Consider the following 25,434-nt stretch of genomic DNA (forward strand, 5'->3'; position numbering starts at 1 on the left):
ATTACACCTTTCTATCAGCCAATGAATCCAATACTTCATAAAGGACAGCTTTACCGGCAAAATCAGGCAAAGCCTCTAATGCTTCGTGAGCATCACGACGATAATCGGCTTCCAATGCTTCTGCATTGGCCACCCCGCCTTGAGCCGCCACATAAGCAATCAGTTCATCCGGCGCCTGACCGTCGGCAATAGCTTGCACGGCTTTAGTGACTTCCGCTTTATTGGCCTCGTTAATGACAGATAATAACGGATAGGTAATGAGACCTTCACGTAAGTCTTTGCCTACAGGTTTGCCCGTTGTTTCAGCGGTAGCAGCATAATCCATGATATCGTCGGTAATCTGGAATGCCATCCCCAGGCCATGACCGTATTGTTTTAATAAACGAATGTCGGTTTCCGACCATTTACCGAGAATGCCGCCCAATTCCAAACAAGCTTCTATAAAATCAGCCGTTTTCTTTTGGGTCTTCGTCAAATAACGTTCAATGCCCTGATCGAGACGATACACATCTTCCATCTGCATGAATTCCCCTTCCACCAAGGCGGAAATAATAAACGAAAAAACATGCAAACATGCTACCGAACCAATTTGTGCCACCACGTCAAACGCTTTGGCAAATAAGTAGTCACCGCTTAAAATGGCTACCTTATTGCCCTTACTGCAATGAATGGCTGTGGCGCCACGGCGCACGGCAGCCTGATCGAGTACATCATCATGAATCAATGTGGCTAAATGCAGCATTTCTACAGCTGCGGCAATACGGACACGATCCGCTTCCGATGCTTTACCGGCACCGGCTATAAGCAGACATAACCGAGCCCTTAAGCGTTTACCGCCGGCCGCCGAAATGGGGCGAATTAAGCGGTTAAAATCTTCAGAACCGGTTTGCAAGGACTCCGCCAAATAGGCTTCCACTTTTACGAGGTCTGCTTTTACTTGTTCAATTAATGCCAGTTCTTTTTCCAAACTCATTCGTCGACCCCCACAATCACTTGATTAATACGCTTTAACAACAATTCACGGCCCGTATGCTTAAGCGAGCTGTACGGAATAGCCGGTGCTTCACAAGGGAAATTCTCCTTAATAAAGCGCATGTTTTGTTGTCGTTCCTTACTGTTTAATTTATCAACCTTCGTCACCACAATTTGTAACGGTACCCCCGCCTCACGAAGCCAATTGAAGGCTTCTTGATCGATTGGTAATTCCGGATGACGGCCGTCTACCAACAAACAGAGCAACATCAGTCGTTCTGATTGTAAAATATAATCGGCAATAAAGGAAGACCATATATTTCGATTACTCTTATCAGTTTTTGCGTACCCATAACCCGGCAAATCCACCAAGAACCACTCATAACGGCGTTCTTCGGTTTCACTGATATCCTCTTTGGACGTAATTGTGAAAAAATTTATCGTCTTCGTTTTACCGGGCTGGCCGCTCACCAAGGCAAGGCCTCGGTGATTGCACAGCGAGTTAATCAAAGAAGATTTGCCCACATTGGAGCGCCCCAAGAAGGCCACTTCCACCGTATCCCCTTCCGGATATTGGTCGGGGCGTACGGCAGAAGCCACATATTTGGACGCAATAATACGAGGTCCTTGCGGCTCTTTACGGGTATATACAGGTTTTGGTTGTCTTGGTGTGTTTTTCTTCTGCTTCATCATTTTACAAATGCTCTTGCTAACACTTCATCCATTGTTTTTACCGGCGTAATTTTAAGGCCTTCAATAACAGATGTCGGCATCTCTTCAAGGTCCTTAATATTGCCTTGCGGAATCAATACTTCTTTAATACCGTAGCGTAAAGCTGCCAGTAATTTTTCTTTCAAACCGCCAATCGGCAAGACGCGACCGCGCAAAGTAATTTCGCCGGTCATAGCTAAATCGGAACGAACTTTACGGTTTGTTAAAGCCGATACAATAGCCAATGTCATGGTAATACCGGCCGACGGACCGTCTTTAGGGGTGGCCCCTTCCGGTAAATGTACATGTAAATCCATAGTTTTATGGAAGTCTGCCGGAATATCTAACTCCTTAGCATTATGACGAATGTAGGATAAGGCGGCTTGACCGGATTCCTGCATGACTTTGCCGAGGCTGCCGGTTAAGGACAACTTGCCGCTGCCGGGCATCGTAGTCGCTTCACAAGGAAGTACTACACCGCCCACGGATGTCCAAGCAAGGCCGCAAACGAGACCTACTTGAGCATTCTTCTCCCGTTCCTGTTCCAAATAGATTGGCGCACCCAAATAGTTGGACAAGTTTTTAACAGTTACACGCGGCGTTGCTTCCGAACCGTTGATAATTTCAAAAGCCAATTTGCGGAAAATCTTGGCAATCGTTTTTTCCAAAGTACGAACACCGGCTTCGCGAGTATATTCGGAAATTACTTTACGAAGTACCGCATCGGATAATTTCACATTATGACCGCTTAAACCGTTTTTCTTAATTTGTTTCGGTACCAAATAACGTTTAGCGATTTCCAATTTTTCATCTTCCATGTAGCTGGATAATTCAATCACTTCCATGCGGTCCATCAAAGGTGCCGGAATATTGCCCGGTACATTGGCCGTCGTAATCCAGAATACATCGGAGAAGTCAAACGGAATTTCAATAAAATGATCGCTGAACGTCTTGTTCTGCTCAGGATCGAGCACTTCCAATAATGCGGACGAAGGATCGCCTTTGTAGTCGGATGCCAATTTATCAATTTCATCCAACAAGAATACAGGATTTCTTGTACCGGCATTCTTAAGGCCCTGAATCATACGGCCCGGTAACGCGCCGATGTAGGTACGACGATGACCGCGGATTTCCGCTTCGTCACGAACGCCGCCTAAGGAAGCGCGGATAAATTTACGATTCATAGCTTTAGCAATAGATGTAGCCAAGGATGTTTTACCAACTCCCGGAGGTCCTACCAAGCAAAGAATAGAGCCACTCAAGGAATCGGATAATTTACGAACCGCCAAGAATTCCAAGATACGTTCCTTGACCTTTTTGAGGCCATAGTGATCATGGTCTAAAATTTTAGCCGCTTCGCCGATATCGAGACGGTCTTCGCTTACTTTATCCCAAGGTAGGGACAATACCCAATCGAGGTAATTGCGCAAAATATTCGCTTCCGGCATCATGGATGGCATGCGGCTGTAACGACTGATTTCTTTTTCAATACGTTCACGCACTTCGTCGGACACATTGATTTTCTTAAGCTGTTCACGCAATTCTTCCGCTTCTTCATCAGGATCGGATTTATCACCCAATTCATTGTGAATTACGCGGATTTTTTCACGCAAGAAATATTCTTTCTGCGCTTTTTCCATCTGTTGACGCACTTGGTTATTAATGGAGTTTTCCAAATCAGAGATTTGAAGTTCCATATTTAAGGCGCCTACAACCATATTTAAACGACGTAACACATTGAGTTCGCTCAAAAAGCTTTGACGCGTAACGAGTTCCGTCTGTAAGAATTGTACAATTTGGTCAGCCGTTTCGGATGCGTCGGTGCGCTCCATAACACGACGAATTTCATCTTCCGTAACAAGTTTGGTTTCTTCGGCCCATTTCAAGAAATTGGACTGAGCCAGACGACGATAAGCTTCAATTTCTACATGATCGTCATACTGGGAAACCAATGTTTCCATAGTGGCGCGATAATATACGCCACTTTCATCTATATCAACCACTTTAGCGCGGGCAATACCTTCAACTAAAATGCGAACCAAGCCCCCCGGCAAGCGTAGCATTTGTTTGATTTTGACGATGGTCCCTACTTCGGCAATATCCTTTTGTGTCGGGTTCTCCACTTCGTCATCTAATTGAGCGGATACGGCGAGCAAACGCTCATTAGCCATGGCTTCTTCAACGGCCCGAATGGATTTGTCACGACCGATGTCCAGTCGAACTTCTACTTTTGGGAACACTACCATACCGCGTAACGGTACTAAAGGCAGCGAAAAATTCGTCTCACTCATATAGGCTCCTTTTCAAGTTTATATTTACAAAAAGAAACTCATTCCAAAGGAAATGAGTTTCTTAGACTTACAATTAATTCATGCCCTTTACGGCAGACTCATTCTTGAGTATAGGTTCAGCTGTGCCTTTCACAGCATCACGGGTAATGATACAATCGGTAACACCCTTTTGCGAAGGAATATCATACATAACTTGCTTCATTACTTTCTCAATGATGGATCGTAATCCACGAGCTCCCGTATTACGCTTCATTGCTTCAGCCGCAATTTCCTCTAAAGCATCTTTCTCAAACGTTAAGGATACATCTTCCAAAGAGAGCATCTTTTCGTATTGTTTCGTTAATGCATTGCGAGGCTCTGTTAAAATGCGAATTAAGCCTTCCTTATCTAAAGGATCGAGCGTTACCATAACAGGCAAACGTCCGATAAATTCAGGAATCAGACCAAATTTCTGCAAATCTTCCGGAACAACTTCCTTCAAAATAGCAGATACGTCTTTTTCTTCCTGTTTTTGAATATCGGCACCAAATCCTAATGTCTTCTTAGCCGTGCGTTTAGAAATAACCTTTTCCAGGCCATCAAATGCACCGCCGCAAATGAACAATATATTCGTGGTGTCAATTTGGATTAATTCCTGGTGCGGATGTTTACGCCCACCTTGCGGTGGCACAGATGCAACCGTACCTTCCAATATTTTTAGCAATGCCTGCTGCACACCTTCACCGGATACATCGCGGGTGATGGACGGATTTTCAGATTTACGAGCAATCTTGTCAATCTCATCGATATACACAATGCCGCGCTCTGCTTTGGCCACATCATAATCAGCGGCCTGAATGAGTTTGAGCAAAATGTTCTCTACATCTTCACCTACATAACCGGCTTCGGTTAAGCTGGTAGCGTCAGCAATGGCAAACGGAACTTCCAGCATTTTTGCCAAAGTCTGTGCCAATAACGTCTTACCGCTACCGGTTGGTCCGATAAACAACACGTTGGCTTTCTGTAATTCTACATCATCCACGGTATTATTTACCTGCAACCGTTTATAGTGATTATAAACAGCAACGGCCAAGGAGACTTTAGCAGCCTCCTGACCAATTACATATTCATCCAAATAAGCCTTAATTTCATGAGGCGTAGGTACATGCTTTAATGAAAACCCTGCTTCATCACTATGACCAAGTTCCTCATCAATAATATTCTGACAAACTTCTACGCATTCGTCACAAATATATACATTAGGACCTGCCACTAATTTACGAACTTCGTCGCCGGTGCGCCCGCAGAAGCTACAACGCAACGTTTCTTTTTCGTCTTTTTTCAAGCTGAGTCCTCCTAATTACTTGTCTGTTGCTACAGGACGAGTCAATACCTCATCAATTAAACCGTATTTCACAGCATCTTCGGCACTCATGAAGTTGTCGCGATCCGTATCACGGGCGATAACATCAATCGGCTGCCCACTGTGAGATGCCAATAAGCCATTCAATTCTTCACGCATACGCAAAATTTCACGAGCATGAATTTCAATTTCAGAAGCCTGACCTTGTACGCCGCCAAGCGGTTGGTGAATCATCACGCGGGCATGTGGCAATGCATAACGCTTAGCTTTAGCACCGGCTGTCAATAATACAGCACCCATGCTGGCTGCGGAACCTACACAAATGGTAGATACATCCGGCTTAATATACTGCATTGTATCATAAATCGCCATGCCGGCAGTTACTACACCACCGGGGCTGTTAATGTACAAATGAATGTCTTTATCAGGGTCTTCCGCTTCCAAGAACAGTAATTGTGCAATGACAAGGTTAGCCACATCATCATTGATAGGGCCGCCCAAGAAGACAATTCTGTCTTTTAACAAGCGAGAATAAATATCATAGGAACGTTCGCCACGTCCGCTTTGTTCTACAACGATTGGTACATACATAAAATTTTACCTCATGGGTCCATGTACCTATATAGCCCGTGGATTATTTTTCCTCGGATTCTGCGCCTTTAGCCTGTTCGATAATTAAACGAGCGGCTTTTTTACGAGCTACAGAATTTCTCAACATAGCTACACGGCCTTCTTTAACAATAATATTCATAACTTCTTTAGGATCTGCCCCGAATTGTTGAGCCATCATGTAGATTTCCATGTTCATATCTTCTGGTTTTACTTCTACATTTTCAGCTTTAGCAATGGCTTCCAATACTAAATCGGCGCGAACGTTTTCAGCTGCATTAGCTTTGTATTCTTCGCGAAGGCTTTCCATAGTTTTGTTGGAGAATTTCAAGTAGTCTTCCAATTTCAAGCCACGGCTTTCCAAATTCATAGCCATTTCTTGAATCATCTGTTCAACGCGATCGTCAACCATGATTTCAGGAATATCTACGGATGCGTTTTTAACTGCTTGTTCAATAATAGCAGCATTGTAAGCATCGATAGCACGATGTGCAGCGTCTTCTTCCATGTTTTTGCGAAGATCCGCTTTTAATTCTTCCATAGTTTCATAAGAGCTGGCTTCTTTAGCAAATTCGTCGTTCAATTCAGGTAATTCTTTGCGTTTAATATCGTGAACATGAACTTTGAATACAGCTTCTTTGTTAGCCAATTCTTTTACAAAGTAATCTTCAGGGAAGGTTACCTTAACTTCTACATCATCGCCGGCTGCGTGACCGATCAATTGGTCTTCAAAACCCGGGATGAAGCTGCCGGAACCGATTTGAAGCGGGTAGGATTTACCTTCGCCACCGTCAAAAGGTTTGCCGTCGATAGAACCGGCAAAGTCGATAACAGCAAAGTCATCTTTCTGTAATTTAGCATCTGCATCAGCTACTACCATTTTAGCTTGCTGGTTGCGGATATTATCTAACTGTTCCTGAATCTGTTCATCAGTTACCGTAGCATCCTGTTTTTCAGCTTCAAGGCCTTTGTATTCGCCAAGAGTAACTTCAGGGCGTTTAGTAAGAGTTGCTTTGAATACTAAATCTTTACCTTCTTCAAACGTTACGCGTTCGATTTCAGGTTCACTTACAGGAATGATTTCATTAGCAGTCAAAGCTTCTTGGTAAGCGCGACCGGCAATTACGTCAAAAGCTTCTTCCAAAATAGCTTCTTTGCCGAAGTTCATTTCTAAAATACGGCGAGGTGCTTTACCTTTACGGAAGCCCGGAATATTTACCTGGCCGGCAATGCGTTTTACAGCTTGCTGAATACCTTTGGTTACGTCTTTAGCAGGTACTTCGATTGTTAAGGTTACCTTATGTTGATCAACAGGGGTTACAGTTGCATTCATGAAAATATGTCCTCCTTGAGGGCTAAATGCCCAAAATTTCTGTTTTATAATATTGCATTCCTTATCTTATCATAAAATTTGAATGTATGCAATTTTATGTGATAAAAGTAGCGATTTTATTTTAATTTTCTTTCGCAATCAATTCCATTACATCGCGACGACTGAATACGCCCACTACCGTGTTAGTTTCATCAACTACGGGCACGGTCTTCAAATGTTTTTCCAGCATAGTGGCCACTACACCTTCCACTTCATCTTTTGGCGAGCACGTAATAACTTCGGTAGTCATTAATTCTTCTACATGAGCGGCCAAGAGTTTCTTGAACTGTGCATTGTATTCGCCAATGCCACTGTAATAGATGCTGGCGCCCAAAACATTGACATAGTGCGGTGCATGAGGGCGAATCTTTTTATAAAGTAAATCCCCTTCTGTGATGATGCCGATTAATTTATTATCTTCATCCACTACGGTCAAAGCGGCTACCTGATATTTAACAAGCAACTTAGCTGCTTCATTGATTGACAACTCTTTACTGATTGTTGCGGGATATTTGTTCATAGCTTCAGCGATTAACATAGGATTACCTCCCTCACTATAAAATTTACTATTAGTGCTGAATGTAAAAACATCGAATTCTAAGGCTGATTGTAAAAACTTTAAATCATTTATTCCATAATTCTTAATTCTGCACTAATCGCAATTACAACTTATATATATCTTTGACAATATACTCGTAAAATCCTGCTTTATAATTTATTTTTATCTTTATTTAGTGCAAAACAATTCTTTATTTTAGTACAAAACAACTCTTTATTTTAGTACAAAATAAGCAATCACTGCCAACACAATAACGGCAAATACAATGACAACCTGCCAGCCGCGACGATTGCCACCCTCACCGCCTTCGTCGACGCCGATTAAATTGCCGTCCTCATCATAACGATTGCGGTACTGCCCTTCCAAGTCGTCATAGTCTCTTACATCTTCCACCTGTTTCTTATAGCGTCGCGCCGCAACCTGCCTGGCACGCTCCTGCACATCAAGTTCCATCTGACTTACTTGAAGTGTGGTAAGATCCTTTTTCAAAGACTCCAAAAGGCCGCTGATGAATACGAGACGCCCTTCCAGAATTTTATTTACATCAAAGGATCGTTGGAGCCATGACTGATAAGCTACCTTCAATACCTTATGATTTGCATCGCCCGCCGTACCTTCTGTTTTGATGAGGCTCGCCGTTTTGCTTTCATTTGCCAAGGCGTCCAAAAAGGTCTGTGCATAGCGACTGAACTCGACCAATAACTTCGTCAAATCGCCGCTTTGCATGCCCAACTCTTCTTTGCGATGCATAATGTATTGCGGTGTAAAATTGCCTTTTTCCAACTTTTGAATGGACATAGCCGCATCAGCGTAGGCCCCTAAGGTTGAATTCACTATGCGGGTTGTATTTGCAACCTCTTCCAACGTTTTTTGCAAAAAATCATTCCGTTCTTTCAGCTCCGCCGCAACCGCTACCTGCATATCAAGAGCGGCTACAGCTTCGGCCAATACAGCGGCCTGTTGCTGCAATAAGGCCAAATTATTGTGAATGATTGTCTGCGCCGTCTTAGCGGCCTCAATATAGGTTCTATAAAATCCGTCACTGCCCTCGTTCTGTTGCACCTGCCAGAGCGTTTCCAGACTCGGCATGCCACTGAAATTGGCATTTGCTTCATTATTCGTTGTATCTACTTTATCTGTCACTCTATTACCTCCATCTGCTCCCTTACCAATGATAAGGTTCATGACGATTAATTTTACAAGCGCGGTAAATCTGTTCTACCAATAAGAGCCGCACCATTTGATGGGTGAAGGTCATGGGGCTGAAAGATAATCTTAAATCGGCTCGCGACCTAAGCCCTTCCGACACCCCAAAGGCACCACCGATGATAAAAGTCATCTCACTGATACCTTGCACTTCCAAGTCGGCAATCTTTTCTGCCAAGGCCTCCGACGACATGGTTTTGCCCTTCACGTCCAGTAAAACGACAAAGCTCTTCGGGTTTATTTGTTTGAGCAATCGTTCCCCTTCCTCCGCCACAATAGCCTGACGTTTGCTATCATCGGCACTGGGCAATTTACTCTCGTTCAATTCCGTAATTGTCACACCGCCATATACCGTAAGGCGTTTCACAAATTCGGCCACCCCATCGCGCAGATAAGCGGTTTTAAGCTTGCCTACGGCTAATACGGTAAATTTCATAACTCAGATTCCACCTGCCTCCCCGTAATTTTATTAATTCGTTGAATCCGGCAATGTGCCAAGAGTAATGGACACCGTGTGTTCAGCACCATTGCTGAGCACCGTAAGATCCAACGATTCGCCCGGTTTATGATTATCTAAAATTTGTTTCAACTGCATTAAGTTGGTAATAGATTTCTCACCTACCGCTGTGATGATATCACCTTCATTGATATCGCTGTTAGCGGCCGGTCCGTCGCTATAAACGCGCGCTACCAATAAACCGTCTGTTTTAAGTTGTAAGCCGTATTTCGCCGCATTTTGTTTATCCAAAAGGCCTAACCCCAAATACGCACGAACTACTTTACCTTTTTCAATCAGTTCTTTAACAATCGGTTTTACTTCATTGATAGGAATAGAGAAACCCATGCCTTCAATACCGGTCTGCGAAATTTTAGCACTGTTAATGCCCACAACATCGCCATCTGCATTAACGAGCACACCGCCGGAATTCCCCGGATTAATCGCCGCATCCGTTTGAATAAGCGGGAATCGTTGCGATTCCATATTGATTGTCCGATGCAAAGCACTGATAACACCGGCCGTAACAGTTCCTTGGAATTCTAAGCCTAACGGATTACCGATGGCGATAGCCGGTTCACCAACCTGCAATTGGTCAGAATCACCCAAAGTAGCTACCGGCATATTTTCGGTCGGGTCAATTTTAACAACCGCTAAGTCGGTCAACGGATCGACACCCACAATGGTACCGGGTTGTGAAGAACCATCACTTAAGGACACAGTAACCTTGCGATTATTCGCCTGCGCCACTACGTGATAATTAGTTACGATGTAGCCCGCTTTATCGATAATAACCCCGGAGCCTACGCCTTCACCAACCAATACTTGTTGGTCAAAAATATTACGATCATACACTTTAGTGGTAATGCCTACCACAGCCGGTCCTGCCTTCTTAACCGCCGACACTATCGCCGTATTGCGGTTATCGGAAAGGGGTACCGATTTTTTAGTACCATCGGCATTGACCGCCGTAGTTTCCTGGGTGATACTCTTAGTGTTACCAAAAAAATTACCCGTCAAATAACCGCCTACAGTACCCGCAATAATGAGCACTACAGCTAACAGAATAAATAAGCCTCTTCTTTTGTTATCCATAATAAACCTCCTGACTTAAGAATCAGCTACGCACGGATCGTTACCATTTCTTTCGGTTGACCGTGAAAAATTGTTATATCCTGCTTCATTATAAGCCCTTCCGCCGTTAATGCCGTGGTCACCGTGTCGGTTACTACAGCTTGTTCATTATTCTTTTCGGAGCGATGAGCCATAACTACTTGCAAATGTTCGGGACGCTTCATCATGAGTAATGCTTGCGCCGCGTGTTCATTACTTAAATGGCCGTAAGGACCGGCTACACGTTTTTTCAAATCAAAAGGATACGGGCCGTACTTGAGCATTTGCGGATCGTAATTTGCTTCTAAAACCAACAAATCACTTTCATCCATGTTTTTTAACATAGTGTCATCCACCAGCCCCGTATCGGTCATAAAGGTCAATTTATGCTTACCGTTATAACAACTGAGCCCCATAGGATCCGCCGCATCATGACTGGTACGGAACGTTTCTATTTGTAAATCACCGATGGTGAAATTATTCTTCGTCAAAACGCAAAAGGCCTTGGTGTCAAGGTTCTTACGATTTACGAGTTCACGCATCGTACCCGCTCTGGTATAGACAGGCACATTGCACTGTTTGAGTAATTGCGGCAGTCCCGCCATATGGTCGGTGTGCTCATGAGTAATGCAGATAGCACTTAATTTATCGAGACCTAAACCTACCGCTTTAAGGCCGTTGGTGATACGCCGGGCACTGATGCCGGCATCTACCAAAATTGTGGTATTTTTGTAGGTTATTAGCGTTGCATTACCTTGACTGCCACTGGCCAACACATGTACGGCAAACGGAGCTTCCGAAGACTCTAAAGTTTCGTAAGCCGCCGCTATAGCACGGGCTCGATCCGTCATTAAATTTGTCACTTCTTTGTCTTCCAAAATAACTCCTTCTTACTTCTTACTTCTTACTTCTTACTTTTCCTTATTTTATATCTTAATTCCCTTACTTTCGCTTTGTTGCTTTGTCGGTATTACTGTTTCACTTCACGATTCAAATTACCGCTCTTGAAGCTTTGTAAATCGACACTCACATAGGTGAAGCCGAATTCTTCAAACGCTTTACGAATCGCTTCACGCCGTTCATCATCGGCAAAAATCTGAAAATCTTCACGACTTACTTCAATGCGTGCCATACCTTCATGGTATCGCACCCGCAAAGGACCGTCAATGAATTGATGCAAATACTTTTCGCCTTTTTCAATCATCGTCAACGCTTCGCCGGTAATCTCATGATTGTAAGGAATACGCGTAGCCAAGCATGGCGAACTTGGTTTATCCCATACTTCTAAGCCCCAAGCCTTCGCTACGGCGCGAATATCATCCTTGGTAAAGCCGTTTTCCAACAAAGGACTGCGAACGGTGCCAAGCTCTTCCAAAACGCGCATACCGGGGCGATAGTCTTTTTTATCATCCAAATTACCACCGTCAAGCACGCCGTTAATCCCCTGTTCTTTAGCCCAGTCGATTAACTTCTGAAAACGATTTTTTTTGCAATAATAACAACGGTCCGGATCGTTGCGCGTAAAATCGGGCATCTCCAATTCGTTAATTTCCACTACCGTATGCTTGATACCTATAGCCTTGGCAAAGCGTTTGGCATCTTCAATTTCTTCCTCCGGTAAGGTTGGCGAACTCACTGTAAACGCCTGTGCGTTATCGCCCAATACTTTATGGGCCACCGCCGCTAAAAAGGTACTGTCTACACCGCCGGAAAACGCCACTACAGCGCTCCCCATACGCTGTAAAGCAGCTTCCAAGGCAGACAGTTTAGTCTGCAATTCAGTATTCAACTCACTTGAACTCATTTTTTGTCTCTCTTTCTCTTTGTATAAAACAGTTGGTGCACGTCATAAACAAACTGTTCTCACACAGTTCAAACTAAGATTCTGCCACCGCCTGTAAATTTAACTGTGCTGAGCTAATAACTCAACAAAAGCCTTCATATTGGCCGCCAAATCGGGACCGCGACGGAACATATCGCCACCGACCAAGAACATCGTATCCGGACCGTAAATATCCAGTAACTCCGGCAAACGTTTTTCCGTAACACCACCGCCCGGTGAAGGACACGTAGCTTTCAAACCTTCAATCGGATTCGTACAGTAGGCGGAAATACGTTGGCATTGCTGCGCCGTAAAGGTAAAACGGCCGCCATAGGACACAAAAATCGACATATCGGAACCAAACAAACGCGGCAATAAGCCCATCCATAAGTAGTCGGCAATACCGGAAATCCCCGGTAATACAAACCCGCCCATCATGGCCGGATGCGTAATAATCGGCAAGCCTAATTCATCATCCGTAGCCAAACGATGGAGCCACCCGTAACCAACTAAAGCCGGTGCCACCATTAACGCCGTAGCGCCCATGGCTTTAGCATAATGAGCTCGCTCCAACACCGCTTCACCGTCGGCCGATACATTGGCGGCATACAGCGTATGCTGCCCGGTTTGCGCATTTGTTTCAGCTACAGCGGCCGCACAACGTTTAATTCGTTCTTCAAACGTACAGAACGGTTGATTCGTAATGCCGTGATCATCTTTAATCACATCGGCTCCACCCTGCACATAGGCTTTACACATGTCCGCCAATTGAGCCGGTGATATTCCCATCGGCTTAATAACCGCTTGTATCATAGCGCGCTTTGGTGTTTTCACCAATTCACGGATACCGTTTAAACCAAATCGTGGTCCTTTAAAGCAATCAATCAGCGATGGCGCAAGGTCAATATCCACCACCCAAATATGAGGCTGCAAAGACGAATTACCAAACACCACATTCAAAAATTGCGTAGCTTCAAAAGCACTGCATTCCACACCATAGGAAATGCGAGCCAAATAATATTTGCCGTCACCGGTAGGTTCCAACGATTCAAGGCGCCCTACTATATCGCGTTTAATATCTTCATTCGTTACAAAATCATAAGGAAATTCAATGGTTTGTTCCACTTGTACACCCCAAGCAACGGCTTTCGCCTCTTCATAGCTCGGCGCTTCTATCTGATAGGTCACCACAAACCGCTCATTACACAAGGTCTCCATTTTTGCCTCCTTTTTACATACATCTCTAATGTATTATTTTACAATAAATCGACCATTTATTATAGATAATAATTCAATAAATTTCTATATACAGCCTTTCAATATGGCTAATCCTTCAACAAATTACTACTTGTTATAAGTATTTTATGATAAACTATAAAAAGAGAAAAGAGAGCCTCAATGTGATACAGAAGATTTGCCTATCATGTTGAGTCGTATTTAAGGAGGAACATACTATGAATTGGAACAATTACATCTCAAAAACAGCACAAGAATTGCCTGCTTCAGGCATTCGTAAAATTTGGGAGATGGCCTTATCCATGGATAATGTGCTGTCATTAGGCGTTGGCGAACCGGACTATGCACCACCGCAGAAAGTACTGGACGCCGCTATCAAAAGCCTTGAAAATAAAGAAACAAGTTATACCAGTAACGCCGGCTTATTACCGCTTCTCACGGCCATTCGAAAATGGTACGGCAAGCGCTATGGCGTTGACTATACCGAAAACGAAATGATGCTCACCGTCGGCGCCAGCGAAGCCATCGATTTAGCTATGCGTGTATTGCTAGATGAAGGGGACGAAGTCCTCATTCCGGATCCATCCTATGTGGCCTATGCAGCGGAAGTCAAACTAAATAAAGGCGTGGCTGTCATGGTGCCGACTCATTTGGAAGAAGGCTTCAAAATTACACCGACTGCCATTGAAAAAGCGGTTACTCCTAAAACTAAAGTGTTACTCATGGGGTACCCAAGTAATCCGACCGGCGCCATTTTAACACGGGAAGAACTGGAAGGCATTGCGGAGGTTGTAAAAAAACATGACCTCATCGTTGTAAGTGATGAGATTTATTCCGAATTAACCTATGGTCGCACTCATACGAGCATTGCCGCCTTACCGGGCATGAAAGAACGCACCCTTATTTTAAACGGTTTCTCCAAAGCTTACGCTATGACCGGTTTACGTATCGGCTTCCTCTTGGCTCCTGCGGAAATTATTGAACAGGCTATCAAAATTCACCAGTACAGCATTGTTGCACCGGCTACCCCGATTCAACATGCCGCCATCGTGGCACTCAACGAATGCGACGACAGCGTAGTTGCTATGCGTGAAGAATACGAAGCACGGCGCGATTTAATTGTTGCAGGCTTCCAAAAGATGGGGCTTCCCATCGCGGTTCCGGAAGGTGCCTTCTATGTATTCCCTGATATTTCAAGTTGCGGCTTAAGTGACTTTGATTTCGCCGTTCAGTTGTTACAACAGGAACACGTAGCCGTAGTACCTGGCTCCGCTTTCGGCGAATGCGGTAAAGGACGCATCCGCTGCTCCTACGCATCATCTCGCGAAACCATTCAGGAAGCGTTGAACCGAATTGAACGATTCATTAACGGTTTGAAAAAATAAAAATAAATTAAAAATGCGGTTGGAAGCAACTTGTCTTCAAACCGCATTTTTATGTCTGAGGATATATTTTATCACAACCCCATTTTAAAATTGTATTATATATCCTTCCATATTTATTTTATTTATTCAAACTATCCTTGAGGGCATCCAATTCTTGGCGTAGCTGAGCAATAATACTATCTTGCGCATTATCTCGCTCTTTTAACGCCTCATTTTCAGCTTTCAAATTCTGCACCGTATCCAGCAGATTAGTATCCTCTTACCTATATATGCTTAGGGGGCTGTAATCTTACAATTACAGCCCCCTAATATATTTACACAACAAAACTTTGCTATGTACTATTTTAAGTTATTGCTTATTCTAATTTTATGCGTCAGCCAATGCTTTACCGCGTGCTTCGCAGTCTGCCAAAGCAGCATCATCAGGAGCACCGAAAACAGGCAAGTTATCAGCTACGATTTCAGCACCGGTTGCTTTTACGCGTTCAGCCCAATCTTCGAGCCAAGTACCGCCCCAACCATAGGAGCCGAAAAGAATTACTTTTTTGCCGGATAATTTAGGTTCCAAAGCTGTGTAGAATGGTTCGAATTCCATTTCTTCCAACTGTTCAGCACCCATATCAGCACAACCTAAAGCTAATTTGTCAAAAGCAGCTGCTTCATCAGCGGAAATTTCAGACACGGATTTAACGACTACTTCTTGACCTGCACCGGCAATACCTTTACCGATTGCTTCTGCCATTGCTTGTGTGTTACCTGTACCAGACCAATAAATTACACCAATCATGTGATTACCTCCTACTAGCATGCCGTTACGGCTACCAAAGACTCTAATTGTTTACCATTTAAAAGCTGGGTATGACAGTAATTTCTGCATGCCCGAAAACAGTGAAACGAATGCATGGCGGACATAGGATTGCCATAGACTTTCCATTCGCCGCAAAGCTTATAGCCCGCGCCTTTCATACGAATAAAAGAGCGTACATCGTGGAGTGGATAGCCCAAGAACAGACCGATTTCATGAGGAAAGTCCATCCGTTCTTCCAAACGACCTTTTAAGCGCTCAAACCACGTTTCCAAAGATTCCGTCGGCAAATAGCCGTAGAGTTTTAAAAACGCAGCATGTTCGGGACGACGTAAATATTCCTCTAACATTCGTTTGCGGAACACCAACAATAATCTTCGCCGATCGCAATGACACAGTTCATAAAAGAACAAGCCGCGATCATTAAATTTCTCATTATACGCCGACAAAGCCGTTGTCAAATGCAAATCCATATCTCGTGGAATGGCCACAAGATTCGCCACCTTGATTCCCCGTATTGCCGGCGCACAATGATAACCGATAATAGAATCTATTTCGCTTACCATAGTTCACCCTGCCTCTCATTGTTTTCAGGAGAACACTTGCTCTCAAGGCTGTCATACTAGTAAATCCGGATTTATGAATAGTAGCTTTTACCAAGCTACTATGACTTGGTTTTAAAATAATTAAGCTAACTATCTTCTTAATTCATCATACAATCAAAGCGCTGTTCTGTCAATATAATTGACAGTTATTTTCAATTATGAAATTTAAGCAAAGAACCTATAGCTTTCACTTAAACGATAGTTATCGATGTGCACTAAAAGTCTACAACCTTTGTAAAACAAAGAGGATGGGGTATCTTTATTGTATACCTCATCCTCTTTTAAAACGGTAGCCACAGCTACATTCCAGCTCCATCCGGACATTTTTACTGAGAAAATAATTCAATATTACAGAAATTATGTTTCGTTTCCAACACTAGCGCCATTATGTTTCCAACACTAGCTCCATAATGTTTCCGGCACGGCGCCATTATGTTTCCGGCTCGACGTCATTATGTTTCCGGCACATCACCATTAAACTTCCTATTTTAACTTACTCATGAACTTTTCGTTGTTGATGACAAATCGTTCGTGCGTTCCCTTCCCAATACAAGTATCGCCTTCATAAGCAGCCACTTCATAGCTGATTTTACGGCCATCCACAGCTGATACCTTCGCTTCCGCACGAATCTGAGCACCCATAGCCGATGCCTTATCGTGGGAAATACTGAGGGAAATACCCACCGTACCGTCACCATCCGGTAATCTACCGGCCAAAGCGGCTACCGCCGCTTCTTCCATAAGGGCACACATTGCAGGCGTAGCGAATACTTCAAGAGCACCGCTTTTCATCGTTTTGGCAATATTGTGCTCATTAACAACCACTGTTGCCTCACCCTTTAATCCCACTTCTATATTCATAATGAAACCTCCTGTAGCTATACCTAATCACCATTAATACGTTTAATGTAATCCCCTACCGGCCAAATACTGCAACTAATTCCAGCCATCCACTATGGCAATCTCAACCGGCGATTTGACTATTACATTATATTCTAAAAACAGTATACTACATTTCAAGAGGCCTTGCTGAAAATTATTATTAAAATGCAAAAAGCCGCCCCTTGCGGGACGACCTTTGCAGCGAGTATAAAATTGTAACCTCGTATGGCTCTCCCTTATGCATCGCAATTAGCAGTAAACGATGTATATGGTTAACACCATGAACGGGTTAATAAATAATTAGGTATAAACGAATTCTTATTTAATGAAGCTTACGTGTTTGTTAATTTCAGCAAGCACTTTTTCTTTCGTTTCGTTGTATTCCACTTTTTTCTGTTCGAACCAGTTGTTGCCATAGGTGTCGATGGACACGATCAATGGACCGAATTCTTTAACACGGCAAGTCCACAATGTTTCCGGCATGCCTAACTCTTTCCAGTTAGCTTGTTCGATTTCTTCTACTTCTGTAGCGGCCAATACGGCATTACCGGCCGGGAATACCAAGTGCAACGCTTTGAATTCCTGACAAGCTTTTTGAGTGCCCGGGCCCATACCGCCTTTACCGACGATGAGGCGAACACCGGTATGTTTTACGAAATCGTATTCGAATTTTTCCATACGCATACTGGTCGTAGGACCTACGGAAATCATTTCGTATTTACCGTTAGCTTCATCGATAGTTTTTACAATCGGACCGGCGTGCAAAATAGCACCGTTGCGAACGTCAACCGGCAGTTCACGACCGTATTCAATCAAACGGCGATGAGCTACGTCACGGCAAGTTGTAATGTGGCCCGTTAAATATACAATATCACCGGCTTTAATGCCTTCTAAATCTTCTGCGGAAATCGGTGTTGTTAAGATTTTCTTTTCCATTAGTATTTCACCCCACTATGCGATAAAACAGTACACTGACCATCTTTAGTAAACACTAAGTGACCACGACGGTGATTCCAGCAACCAACGTTAACAGCTACGCTCAAAACGGAAGGATGACGGGTACCGTTTTCGATATTAACACCCATAACGGATTTGTCGCCGCCCATACCTTGCGGTCCTAAATGAAGGGCATTGATGCCATCTTCCAACAATTGTTCCATATACGCTGCGTTTTTATTAGGATTATGAGAACCTACCGGACGCATGATCGCTTTTTTGGAGTATAAAGCTGCGGTGTCAATGGAGGTAGCAATACCTACGCCTACCAATAACGGTGGGCATGCATTTAAGCCGTAAGACGTCATCAAATCGAGTACGAATTTGGCAACCCCTTCGTAACCTTCGCCCGGCATTAAAGTTTTACCGCTGCCCGGCAAGGAGCAACCGCCGCCGGCCATGTAAGGGTAAATTTCTACATCGTCACGGTCAGGAACAATGTCCCAAAGAATGTATGGAGCCGTTAAGCCGATGTTTTTCTTCGTGTTGAATTCGTCAAATGTTTCTACACAGTTATGACGCAATGGAGTTTCCTGCGTAGCCTGATAGGTAGCATCGCGCAAAATAGTTTCCAATTCGCCGATTAACGGGAAGTTGGCACCACATTTTACCCAATACTGCAATACGCCTGTATCCTGACAGGATGGACGGCTCAATTCTTTAGCCAATTCCATATTCTTGTGCATTGTGTCATAAATCGTTTTTGCCAACGGATTCTTTTCGTCCGCTGCCAATTCTTTTAATTTAGCGTCAACATCATCCGGCAATACTTTAGAAAAATAGCCTACAAAATCCGCAAGAATTTGAGTCATTCGTTGACTCATTTTTTCCTTATCCATACATATCCTCCTTTAACTTATGGGATGTACCGATCCCAAATTACAATCTGTACATATAGAAAAACCTAGAAAAATTTTTATCAAAAATGTTTTGCCGCTTAAAATCAAGGGTAAAACGGGAAGAAAATCGGTAATAAAATGAGTGAAGTGATCATTGCTAAGATTAGGTAAGGACCACCTACTTTGACATAGTCCATAAAACTATAGCCTGCTACGTTATATACCATCGTATTCGGCGGACAACCGATTGGTGTAGCAAAGGCTACGGAACCGCCTATAACGGTCGCCATGAGTACCGCTTTCGGGTCGGCCCCAACCTGCTGTGCCAAGGCCAAGCTGATTGGCACCAATAAAGCAGTCGTCGCTGTATTGGACATGAACTGAGTCAAAATAGCAGCGATACAGAATACAACGGCCAATAACATAAACGGCGACGGATTATCACCGAGGCTCTGAATAATCGTATCCGCAATCATAGCACCGGCGCCGGTTTTCACAAGAGCCTGAGCTAAGGCCAAGGAACCTACAAAGAGTAAAATCGTTTTCATATCAATAGCATTAACGGCTACTTTTTCAGAAATCGTGCGCGTCGCTACGAGGAATAAAGCCCCAATCCAGGCAATAACGTGTAATTTAATGCCCAATTGTGATTCAAAAATCATCCCCAGTACGGTCGCAACCAAGGTACCGGCAGCAAATACTTTGCGCCACATGGCCACTTTACTGTAATCGGCGTCAGTCGTATACTCCGTAGCCGGTGTGTGAGTTGGCTCTTCCGGCAATAACTTATGACCGATTAAAGCGAAGTACGCAATACCTACGAGCAATACCGGCAAACCTACCAAGGCATAGTCGAAGAAGGCGAAGGCCAAATTCTGCTGTGCCAAACCGGATTGAGCAATCATGTTGCCCGGTGAACCGATGAGACTCACATTACCACCGGCAGATGCGGCAATAGCTAAAGGCATTAACAGTTTCGTTGCCTTAATGCCGGTGCGCTGCACAAGACCCATGGCCAGTGGAATCAATACGGCGGTTGTACCCGTATTGGATAAGAATGTAGACATAAGACCCGTGATACACATTACGGCAATAATTAACTGACGTTCCGTTTTGGCAAAACGATTGATTAAACCGCCCACCGCATGAGCCACGCCGGTATCGAAAAAGGCGGCCCCTACAATGAACATGGCCATAAAGAGCAATACATTGGAATCCACAAAGCCTAAGAATGCTTCTTTCGGTGTGAGCACACCGGTCAAGGTCAAGCAAACGGCTACCGTCATAGCGGTTATGGACAAGGGGTTTTTCTCCCAAACGAACATGATAATGGCAAAAACTAAAAGAACTAGGGTTACAATAACACCATCCATCTTTGTCTCCTCTCGTACACTAATTGTATTGGTGATACTGTGAATGCATTCGATACTTTCATTATACGCATATACCATAATTCAGCTATCCAAATTACGCTATGAAAATTATTATCAATTACTCTTTATTATACGATTTGTTATATACTTTTAATGCAAATGATATAAAAAAACAACCGGCTTTTATTTTTAAAAACCGGCTATTATCATCACTCCCTACTTATCATATGACCGTATTCTTATTTCAAATAATATAAAAAAATGCCAACTTCCACTTTTTTTAGATAGCCGTATTTATTTATCTAAAATTTCATCCAAAGTAGCTAATGCGAGACGTAATTGTTCACGAGCGGCCACCAATTCAGCATCAGCGCTGCTTGACTCACTCATAGGATGCGCGCCTTTATCAGTCGGGGTCGCCTCATTTTCAGTCGTATTTTTTCTATAAGTCTCTAACCGCTCATTAATCCCCGCATCATCGACGGCAATATATTCCTTCCAATTATCCATCATCGTATGACGCTCTACCTTGCCGGCTACCTGACGATATTCCGTCGGCGTCGTATGAAAATGCTTGCGAAAGGCCGTATTAAAGGCTTTCACATCAGAAAAGCCACATTCATTGGCAATGTCTACGATTTGCTGCTTCGTATTAACTAACTGTACCGCTGCCTCTCTTAAGCGCATGCGCAGTACATAGGCCTTAAACGAAATGCCCAACTGCCGTTTAAAAAATTGCGACGCATAACTTTCGGTATAGCCGCCAATATCGGCTATCTCCCCCAAAGTCAACGGTTCTTTATAATGTTGATCAATGTAAGTAATCATTTTTTCAAAGGTAGCCGCCTGTTGCAAGGCCACCGGATTTCCCTGAGGCATATAGGAAACAGGCTTTAACAAATCGATTAAACAATGGAGAATACCTAAAAATTCCCTTTCTATTGCAATATCCGGTTCTTCTACCACATTAATGGTCGTAACCTCATCAACTTTATGTTTAGCCAACTGCCGCATCAATTCACTAAGTTGTGTCCGCAACTTGTCATACCCTGAATCGTATCGAGTCATTTCATCGGTGGCCAAAAAGAAACTGGATTGCCTAAATTCCTTGTCATATTGCGCCAGCATTTGCGGATGTAAATGTAACACCATAGCTATCGTATCCGGCTCCAAAGCCAACGTAGCATGCCCACACTGCGGCGGCAAGATAATAAAATCATCGGGGCCCAAATTGGTGTACTCATTGTCATGACATACCTCGACCGCTCCCTGCAGTACTAAGAGCACTTCAATCTCCGGATGCCAATTATAATGATACGTGCCAATCCGATAAATATATTGGCTGAAGGCTATATGTCCATGTTGGTATAAAAAATTATAAAAATGCATGATTCCTCCTACTTTGTTAAACGTTCATAACAAGGGCAACTCACAATATGGTCGTTTACCATGCCGATAGCCTGTAAAAAAGAATATACAATCGTAGGTCCCACAAAGGTAAAACCGCGTTTCTTCAAATCCTTACTGATTTGCTCCGCCAACGGTGTTATAGCCGGCACGTCCGCTTCTGTTTGCCAGTGACCAACTAAACTTTCGCCGTTCGTAAACGCCCAGATATACGCATCAAAAGATCCGAACTCGGCCTGAATTTTCTTAAATGCCAAGGCATTTTTACGAAGTGAAGCAATCTTAAGTCGATTCCGAATAATATTCGGATTCTCCAATAATTGAGACTCTTTGTCCGGCGTATAGGCCGCCACTTTATTTATATCGAAACCATCAAATGCTTCACGCATGGCTTCGCGACGTTTTAGTACTAACGTCCAACTGAGTCCGGCCTGCATAGTTTCCAGTACTAAAAACTCAAACAAAACGGAATCCTCATGGGTTGGCACGCCCCACTCGGTATCATGATATACTTGCTCTTCCAAGCTGCGTTTAGCCCACGCACATTCTCTGCCGGTTGTCATACGTCTACCTCCACCGTAAAGTAGCATATTTTAAACATAATTGCAAATACTCAAATCATATACGCCATTGAAAACACTCATAATGTATGCAAAATTAACATAATCAAAATTATATTTTATCATTTAAATGTGGCATTTTTTTCTAATTTAGCCTATAGTAGTATTATACCATGTTATATAGTAGGGGGTATTTCTTACGGAGGTGTTACCTATGATGCAACTGACAGGTGGTATTATCGTAATCATCGCATTTGCCGCCATCATTAGAAAGTATGAAACCCGCACCGTTCTACTTGTAGCCGGCGCACTTATGTGTTTCATCGGCGGCGTAATGGGCCAATTCATGGATTCGTTTGTCAAAACCATGATTCACGGTTCCTTAGTCCCAACTATTTGTACCGTAATGGGCTTTGCTTTCGTTATGAAGCATACGGAATGTGACCAACATTTAGTGCATGCATTATCAGGCCTTATTTCTAAAAGCCATGCCATTATCATTCCGCTTGCCATGCTCGTAACCTGGTGGCTCAACATCGCCGTTACCAGTGCAGCCGGTGCCGCTGCGGCTATCGGCAGTATCTTGATTCCCGCTTTAATTGCGGCCGGCGTACATCCGGCCATGGCCGGTGCCGCTATCTTAGCCGGCACTTGGGGCAGTGCCATCAGCCCCGGCAATACGCATGTGGCCTTCATTTCCAAGATGGCCAATGTAGATGTTATGTTCGTTGTCCTTGAAACTGCCTTACCGGCCATCATCGCATCCTTAGTAGTAGCCGTATCACTTACCTTAGTAGCGGCATTTCGCAAGGAAGGCCCAAGCAAGGCTCGCCAAGAAGCGTTAGCAGAACAAGGTACCGCTTCTATCGTAAGTAAATTCAAAGTTAACGGTCTTAAAGCTATGGCACCGATTGTGCCGCTCGTTATTTTAGTTGTAACCAACTTAAACATTGCTGCGCTCAAAGATATGGGGATTGCTAAAGTAAGCGTACCGGCCGCTATGATTATCGGCTGTGTAGTAGCTCTCATTATTGCCCGCGCCCATGCCCTTGAAGAAGTAACGAAAGACTTCTTCAAGGGCATGGGCGATGCCTACGGCAGCATCATCGGTCTTATCATCGCCGCTGCGGTTTTCACCAAAGGCATGCAGGCCATGGGCCTTACCGATGCGTTATTAACGTATATGAAGGATTCTCAATCATTCGCTAAAATTGCCGGCAGCTTCGGTCCGTTCATTATCGCTATCTTAAGCGGTTCCGGCGACGCAGCAGCGCTTGCCTTCAACGGTGCCATCACACCGCATGCAGCCAGCTTCGGCATGAACATGGTCGACCTTGGCTCCTTGGCACAGATTTCAGGGGCTATCGGTCGTTCTACTTCACCGGTAGCGGGTGCGGCCATTATTTGTGCATCCCTCGCCAATGTAGGTCCTATGGAGCTTGCCAAACGTAATATCGTGCCAATGTTAGTTGGCGTTATTACATTCCTTATTTTATTCTAAGTTGAAATTTGCATCCCCTATTCATTACTATATTAACCGGTACTATTAATTATTTATAACTGAAAACTCTCACATTATACAATTTCTTTATTTTATTCTCTCACATTATGTTTAGGAGGTTCTCATGATCCAAGAAAAGCGTATCCTTGATGAATTCTTAGAATTGATTCAAATTCCTTGCTCCACCCTTAAAGAACGTGAAATCGCCGACTTATTGACCAAGCGTTTAGAAGCTTTCGGTTTTACCGTTGAAGAAGATAATGCCGGTGAAAAATTGGGTGGCAATGCAGGTAACTTAGTGGCAACTCTTAAAGGAAATGTTCCTTCCGCCCCTATGATTATGCTCACCGCTCACATGGACTGCGTAGAACCTTGCGCCAATATTAAACCACAAATTAAAGACGGCCTCATTACTTCGGACGGCACTACAATCCTCGGGGGTGACGACAAAGCCGGTGTGGTAGCTATCCTAGAAGCCTTGCGTGTTGTTAAAGAAGACAATCTCCCTCATGGCGATATACAGGTTGTCTTTACTATCGCTGAAGAAGGCGGTGTAAACGGCTCTAAGAATATGGATTCGTCCTTACTTAAAGCTAAATTGGGTTATACTTTTGATACCTCCGGTGCACCGGGCCGTATCGTACATAAAGCACCGGGCCAGAACAAAGTACGTGCCACCATCACCGGTAAAGCGGCTCATGCCGGCAACGCTCCGGAAAAAGGCATTAACGCTATCGTTGCGGCCGGTCATATTTTAATAAAATTACCGCAAGGCCGTATCGACGAAGAAACGACTTGCAACATCGGTACCATCAGTGGTGGTCGTGCTACCAATATCGTAGCGGAAGAAGCGGTTATCTTTATGGAAACCCGCAGCCGTAATAAAGCAAAATTAGCTAAATTAACCGACGAAGTGGTAGCTATTTTCGAACAGGGCGCTAAAGACACTAATACGTCCATTAAAGTAGAAGTATTACCGGCTTACGATCCGTTCGATGTGCCGGTAGATTCCGAAACAATTCGCCTCGCTTCCAAAGCGGCCGAAGAATTGGGCTTCACCGTTAATGTAGTTGAATCCGGCGGCGGCAGTGATGCCAGCTTCTTCAATGCCTATGGTGTACCGACAGCCGTTCTCGGTGTTGGTATGACCAATGTGCATACGAAAGAAGAATGCATTAAGGAAGAAGATTTATATAATTCCGCCCGCTTAGCTTTACAAATTATTGTGGAAGCAGCTAAATAGTAACATTAAATCTGTATAACACCAACGCCCCGTTCCTTAAGAACGGGGCGTTTTCGTTATTATTTTTTATTGTCATTTATCTATTATTATGACATCACCCACTCATCAA

General features: G+C 43.8%; 24 protein-coding genes. 3 read left to right on the plus strand and 21 right to left on the minus strand.

The features are described from left to right. Nucleotide 1 precedes the first annotated feature (1 nt). The 13 genes from CCC71_RS09595 to CCC71_RS09655 form a co-directional block, all read right to left on the minus strand. Nucleotides 2-973, minus strand: coding sequence for a polyprenyl synthetase family protein (locus CCC71_RS09595; RefSeq protein ID WP_226973971.1), 972 nt, complete (start codon nt 971-973; stop codon nt 2-4). After that, nucleotides 970-1,665: a ribosome biogenesis GTP-binding protein YihA/YsxC gene (gene yihA, locus CCC71_RS09600; RefSeq protein ID WP_127059189.1), complete on the minus strand. Its 696-nt coding sequence runs from the start codon at nt 1,663-1,665 to the stop codon at nt 970-972. Before yihA ends, CCC71_RS09595 begins: the two co-directional genes overlap by 4 nt. Further along, nucleotides 1,662-3,974 carry an endopeptidase La gene (lon, locus tag CCC71_RS09605; protein WP_021841713.1) on the minus strand — a complete coding sequence of 771 codons (2,313 nt, stop codon included), beginning with the start codon at nt 3,972-3,974 and terminating at the stop codon, nt 1,662-1,664. The genes yihA and lon overlap by 4 nt, the downstream gene beginning before the upstream one ends. A 73-nt stretch (nt 3,975-4,047) precedes the next feature. Beyond that, nucleotides 4,048-5,298, minus strand: coding sequence for an ATP-dependent Clp protease ATP-binding subunit ClpX (clpX, locus tag CCC71_RS09610; RefSeq protein WP_021841714.1), 1,251 nt, complete (start codon nt 5,296-5,298; stop codon nt 4,048-4,050). Nucleotides 5,299-5,313: 15 nt separating this feature from the next. Further along, nucleotides 5,314-5,907 carry an ATP-dependent Clp endopeptidase proteolytic subunit ClpP gene (gene clpP, locus CCC71_RS09615; protein WP_021841715.1) on the minus strand — a complete coding sequence of 198 codons (594 nt, stop codon included), beginning with the start codon at nt 5,905-5,907 and terminating at the stop codon, nt 5,314-5,316. Nucleotides 5,908-5,950: 43 nt separating this feature from the next. Beyond that, a complete protein-coding gene (gene tig, locus CCC71_RS09620) occupies nt 5,951-7,258 on the minus strand; it encodes a trigger factor (RefSeq protein WP_021841716.1) in 1,308 nt (435 codons plus the stop codon). A 121-nt stretch (nt 7,259-7,379) separates the two neighbouring features. After that, nucleotides 7,380-7,835, minus strand: coding sequence for a CBS domain-containing protein (locus tag CCC71_RS09625; protein WP_021841717.1), 456 nt, complete (start codon nt 7,833-7,835; stop codon nt 7,380-7,382). A 234-nt stretch (nt 7,836-8,069) separates the two neighbouring features. Then, nucleotides 8,070-8,999 (minus strand): hypothetical protein, encoded by a 930-nt coding sequence (locus CCC71_RS09630; protein WP_021841718.1) that lies wholly within the window; start codon nt 8,997-8,999, stop codon nt 8,070-8,072. A gap of 22 nt (nt 9,000-9,021) precedes the next feature. Continuing rightward, on the minus strand, nt 9,022-9,498 hold the full coding sequence (gene rlmH, locus CCC71_RS09635) for a 23S rRNA (pseudouridine(1915)-N(3))-methyltransferase RlmH (RefSeq protein WP_021841719.1): 477 nt from the start codon (nt 9,496-9,498) through the stop codon (nt 9,022-9,024). Between the two features lie 33 nt (nt 9,499-9,531). Then, on the minus strand, nt 9,532-10,653 hold the full coding sequence (locus CCC71_RS09640; RefSeq protein WP_021841720.1) for a S1C family serine protease: 1,122 nt from the start codon (nt 10,651-10,653) through the stop codon (nt 9,532-9,534). Between the two features lie 26 nt (nt 10,654-10,679). Further along, nucleotides 10,680-11,549, minus strand: coding sequence for an MBL fold metallo-hydrolase (locus CCC71_RS09645; protein WP_021841721.1), 870 nt, complete (start codon nt 11,547-11,549; stop codon nt 10,680-10,682). Between the two features lie 92 nt (nt 11,550-11,641). Further along, nucleotides 11,642-12,475, minus strand: coding sequence for an ATP-dependent sacrificial sulfur transferase LarE (gene larE / locus CCC71_RS09650; protein WP_156704661.1), 834 nt, complete (start codon nt 12,473-12,475; stop codon nt 11,642-11,644). A gap of 99 nt (nt 12,476-12,574) precedes the next feature. Next, nucleotides 12,575-13,702: a RuBisCO large subunit C-terminal-like domain-containing protein gene (locus tag CCC71_RS09655; protein ID WP_156704673.1), complete on the minus strand. Its 1,128-nt coding sequence runs from the start codon at nt 13,700-13,702 to the stop codon at nt 12,575-12,577. 245 nt (nt 13,703-13,947) lie between these two features. On the opposite strand from CCC71_RS09655, the gene CCC71_RS09660 reads away from it, so the two are divergent. After that, nucleotides 13,948-15,114 (plus strand): pyridoxal phosphate-dependent aminotransferase, encoded by a 1,167-nt coding sequence (locus CCC71_RS09660; protein WP_021841724.1) that lies wholly within the window; start codon nt 13,948-13,950, stop codon nt 15,112-15,114. 367 nt (nt 15,115-15,481) lie between these two features. On the opposite strand, the gene CCC71_RS09665 is transcribed toward CCC71_RS09660, so the two are convergent. From CCC71_RS09665 to CCC71_RS09700, 8 genes are all read right to left on the minus strand, one after another. Then, nucleotides 15,482-15,901 (minus strand): flavodoxin, encoded by a 420-nt coding sequence (locus CCC71_RS09665; RefSeq protein ID WP_021841725.1) that lies wholly within the window; start codon nt 15,899-15,901, stop codon nt 15,482-15,484. Between the two features lie 14 nt (nt 15,902-15,915). After that, complete coding sequence (locus CCC71_RS09670) at nt 15,916-16,485, minus strand: DUF3793 family protein (protein WP_021841726.1); 570 nt, start codon at nt 16,483-16,485, stop codon at nt 15,916-15,918. A 522-nt stretch (nt 16,486-17,007) separates the two neighbouring features. After that, nucleotides 17,008-17,385 (minus strand): thioesterase family protein, encoded by a 378-nt coding sequence (locus CCC71_RS09675; RefSeq protein WP_226973970.1) that lies wholly within the window; start codon nt 17,383-17,385, stop codon nt 17,008-17,010. 339 nt (nt 17,386-17,724) lie between these two features. Continuing rightward, nucleotides 17,725-18,342 (minus strand): L(+)-tartrate dehydratase subunit beta, encoded by a 618-nt coding sequence (ttdB, locus tag CCC71_RS09680; protein WP_021841728.1) that lies wholly within the window; start codon nt 18,340-18,342, stop codon nt 17,725-17,727. After that, complete coding sequence (ttdA, locus tag CCC71_RS09685) at nt 18,342-19,241, minus strand: L(+)-tartrate dehydratase subunit alpha (protein ID WP_021841729.1); 900 nt, start codon at nt 19,239-19,241, stop codon at nt 18,342-18,344. The genes ttdB and ttdA overlap by 1 nt, the downstream gene beginning before the upstream one ends. A gap of 104 nt (nt 19,242-19,345) precedes the next feature. Continuing rightward, the gene (locus CCC71_RS09690) at nt 19,346-20,614 is read right to left on the minus strand and encodes an SLC13 family permease (RefSeq protein WP_296333533.1); all 1,269 of its coding nucleotides are present in this window, start codon (nt 20,612-20,614) and stop codon (nt 19,346-19,348) included. A 294-nt stretch (nt 20,615-20,908) separates the two neighbouring features. Continuing rightward, entirely contained in the window at nt 20,909-22,003 is a 1,095-nt protein-coding gene (locus CCC71_RS09695) for an AraC family transcriptional regulator (RefSeq protein ID WP_296333534.1), read from the minus strand. Between the two features lie 8 nt (nt 22,004-22,011). Beyond that, nucleotides 22,012-22,584 (minus strand): DNA-3-methyladenine glycosylase I, encoded by a 573-nt coding sequence (locus CCC71_RS09700; protein ID WP_021841732.1) that lies wholly within the window; start codon nt 22,582-22,584, stop codon nt 22,012-22,014. Between the two features lie 211 nt (nt 22,585-22,795). On the opposite strand from CCC71_RS09700, the gene dcuC reads away from it, so the two are divergent. Beyond that, a complete protein-coding gene (dcuC, locus tag CCC71_RS09705) occupies nt 22,796-24,082 on the plus strand; it encodes a C4-dicarboxylate transporter DcuC (RefSeq protein ID WP_226973967.1) in 1,287 nt (428 codons plus the stop codon). A 124-nt stretch (nt 24,083-24,206) separates the two neighbouring features. After that, complete coding sequence (locus CCC71_RS09710) at nt 24,207-25,325, plus strand: M20/M25/M40 family metallo-hydrolase (protein ID WP_021841734.1); 1,119 nt, start codon at nt 24,207-24,209, stop codon at nt 25,323-25,325. The last annotated feature ends 109 nt before the right edge of the window (nt 25,326-25,434 follow it).

The organism is Veillonella sp. LMAG:90 (assembly GCF_008679445.1).
Classification (GTDB): Bacteria; Bacillota; Negativicutes; order Veillonellales; family Veillonellaceae; genus Veillonella_A.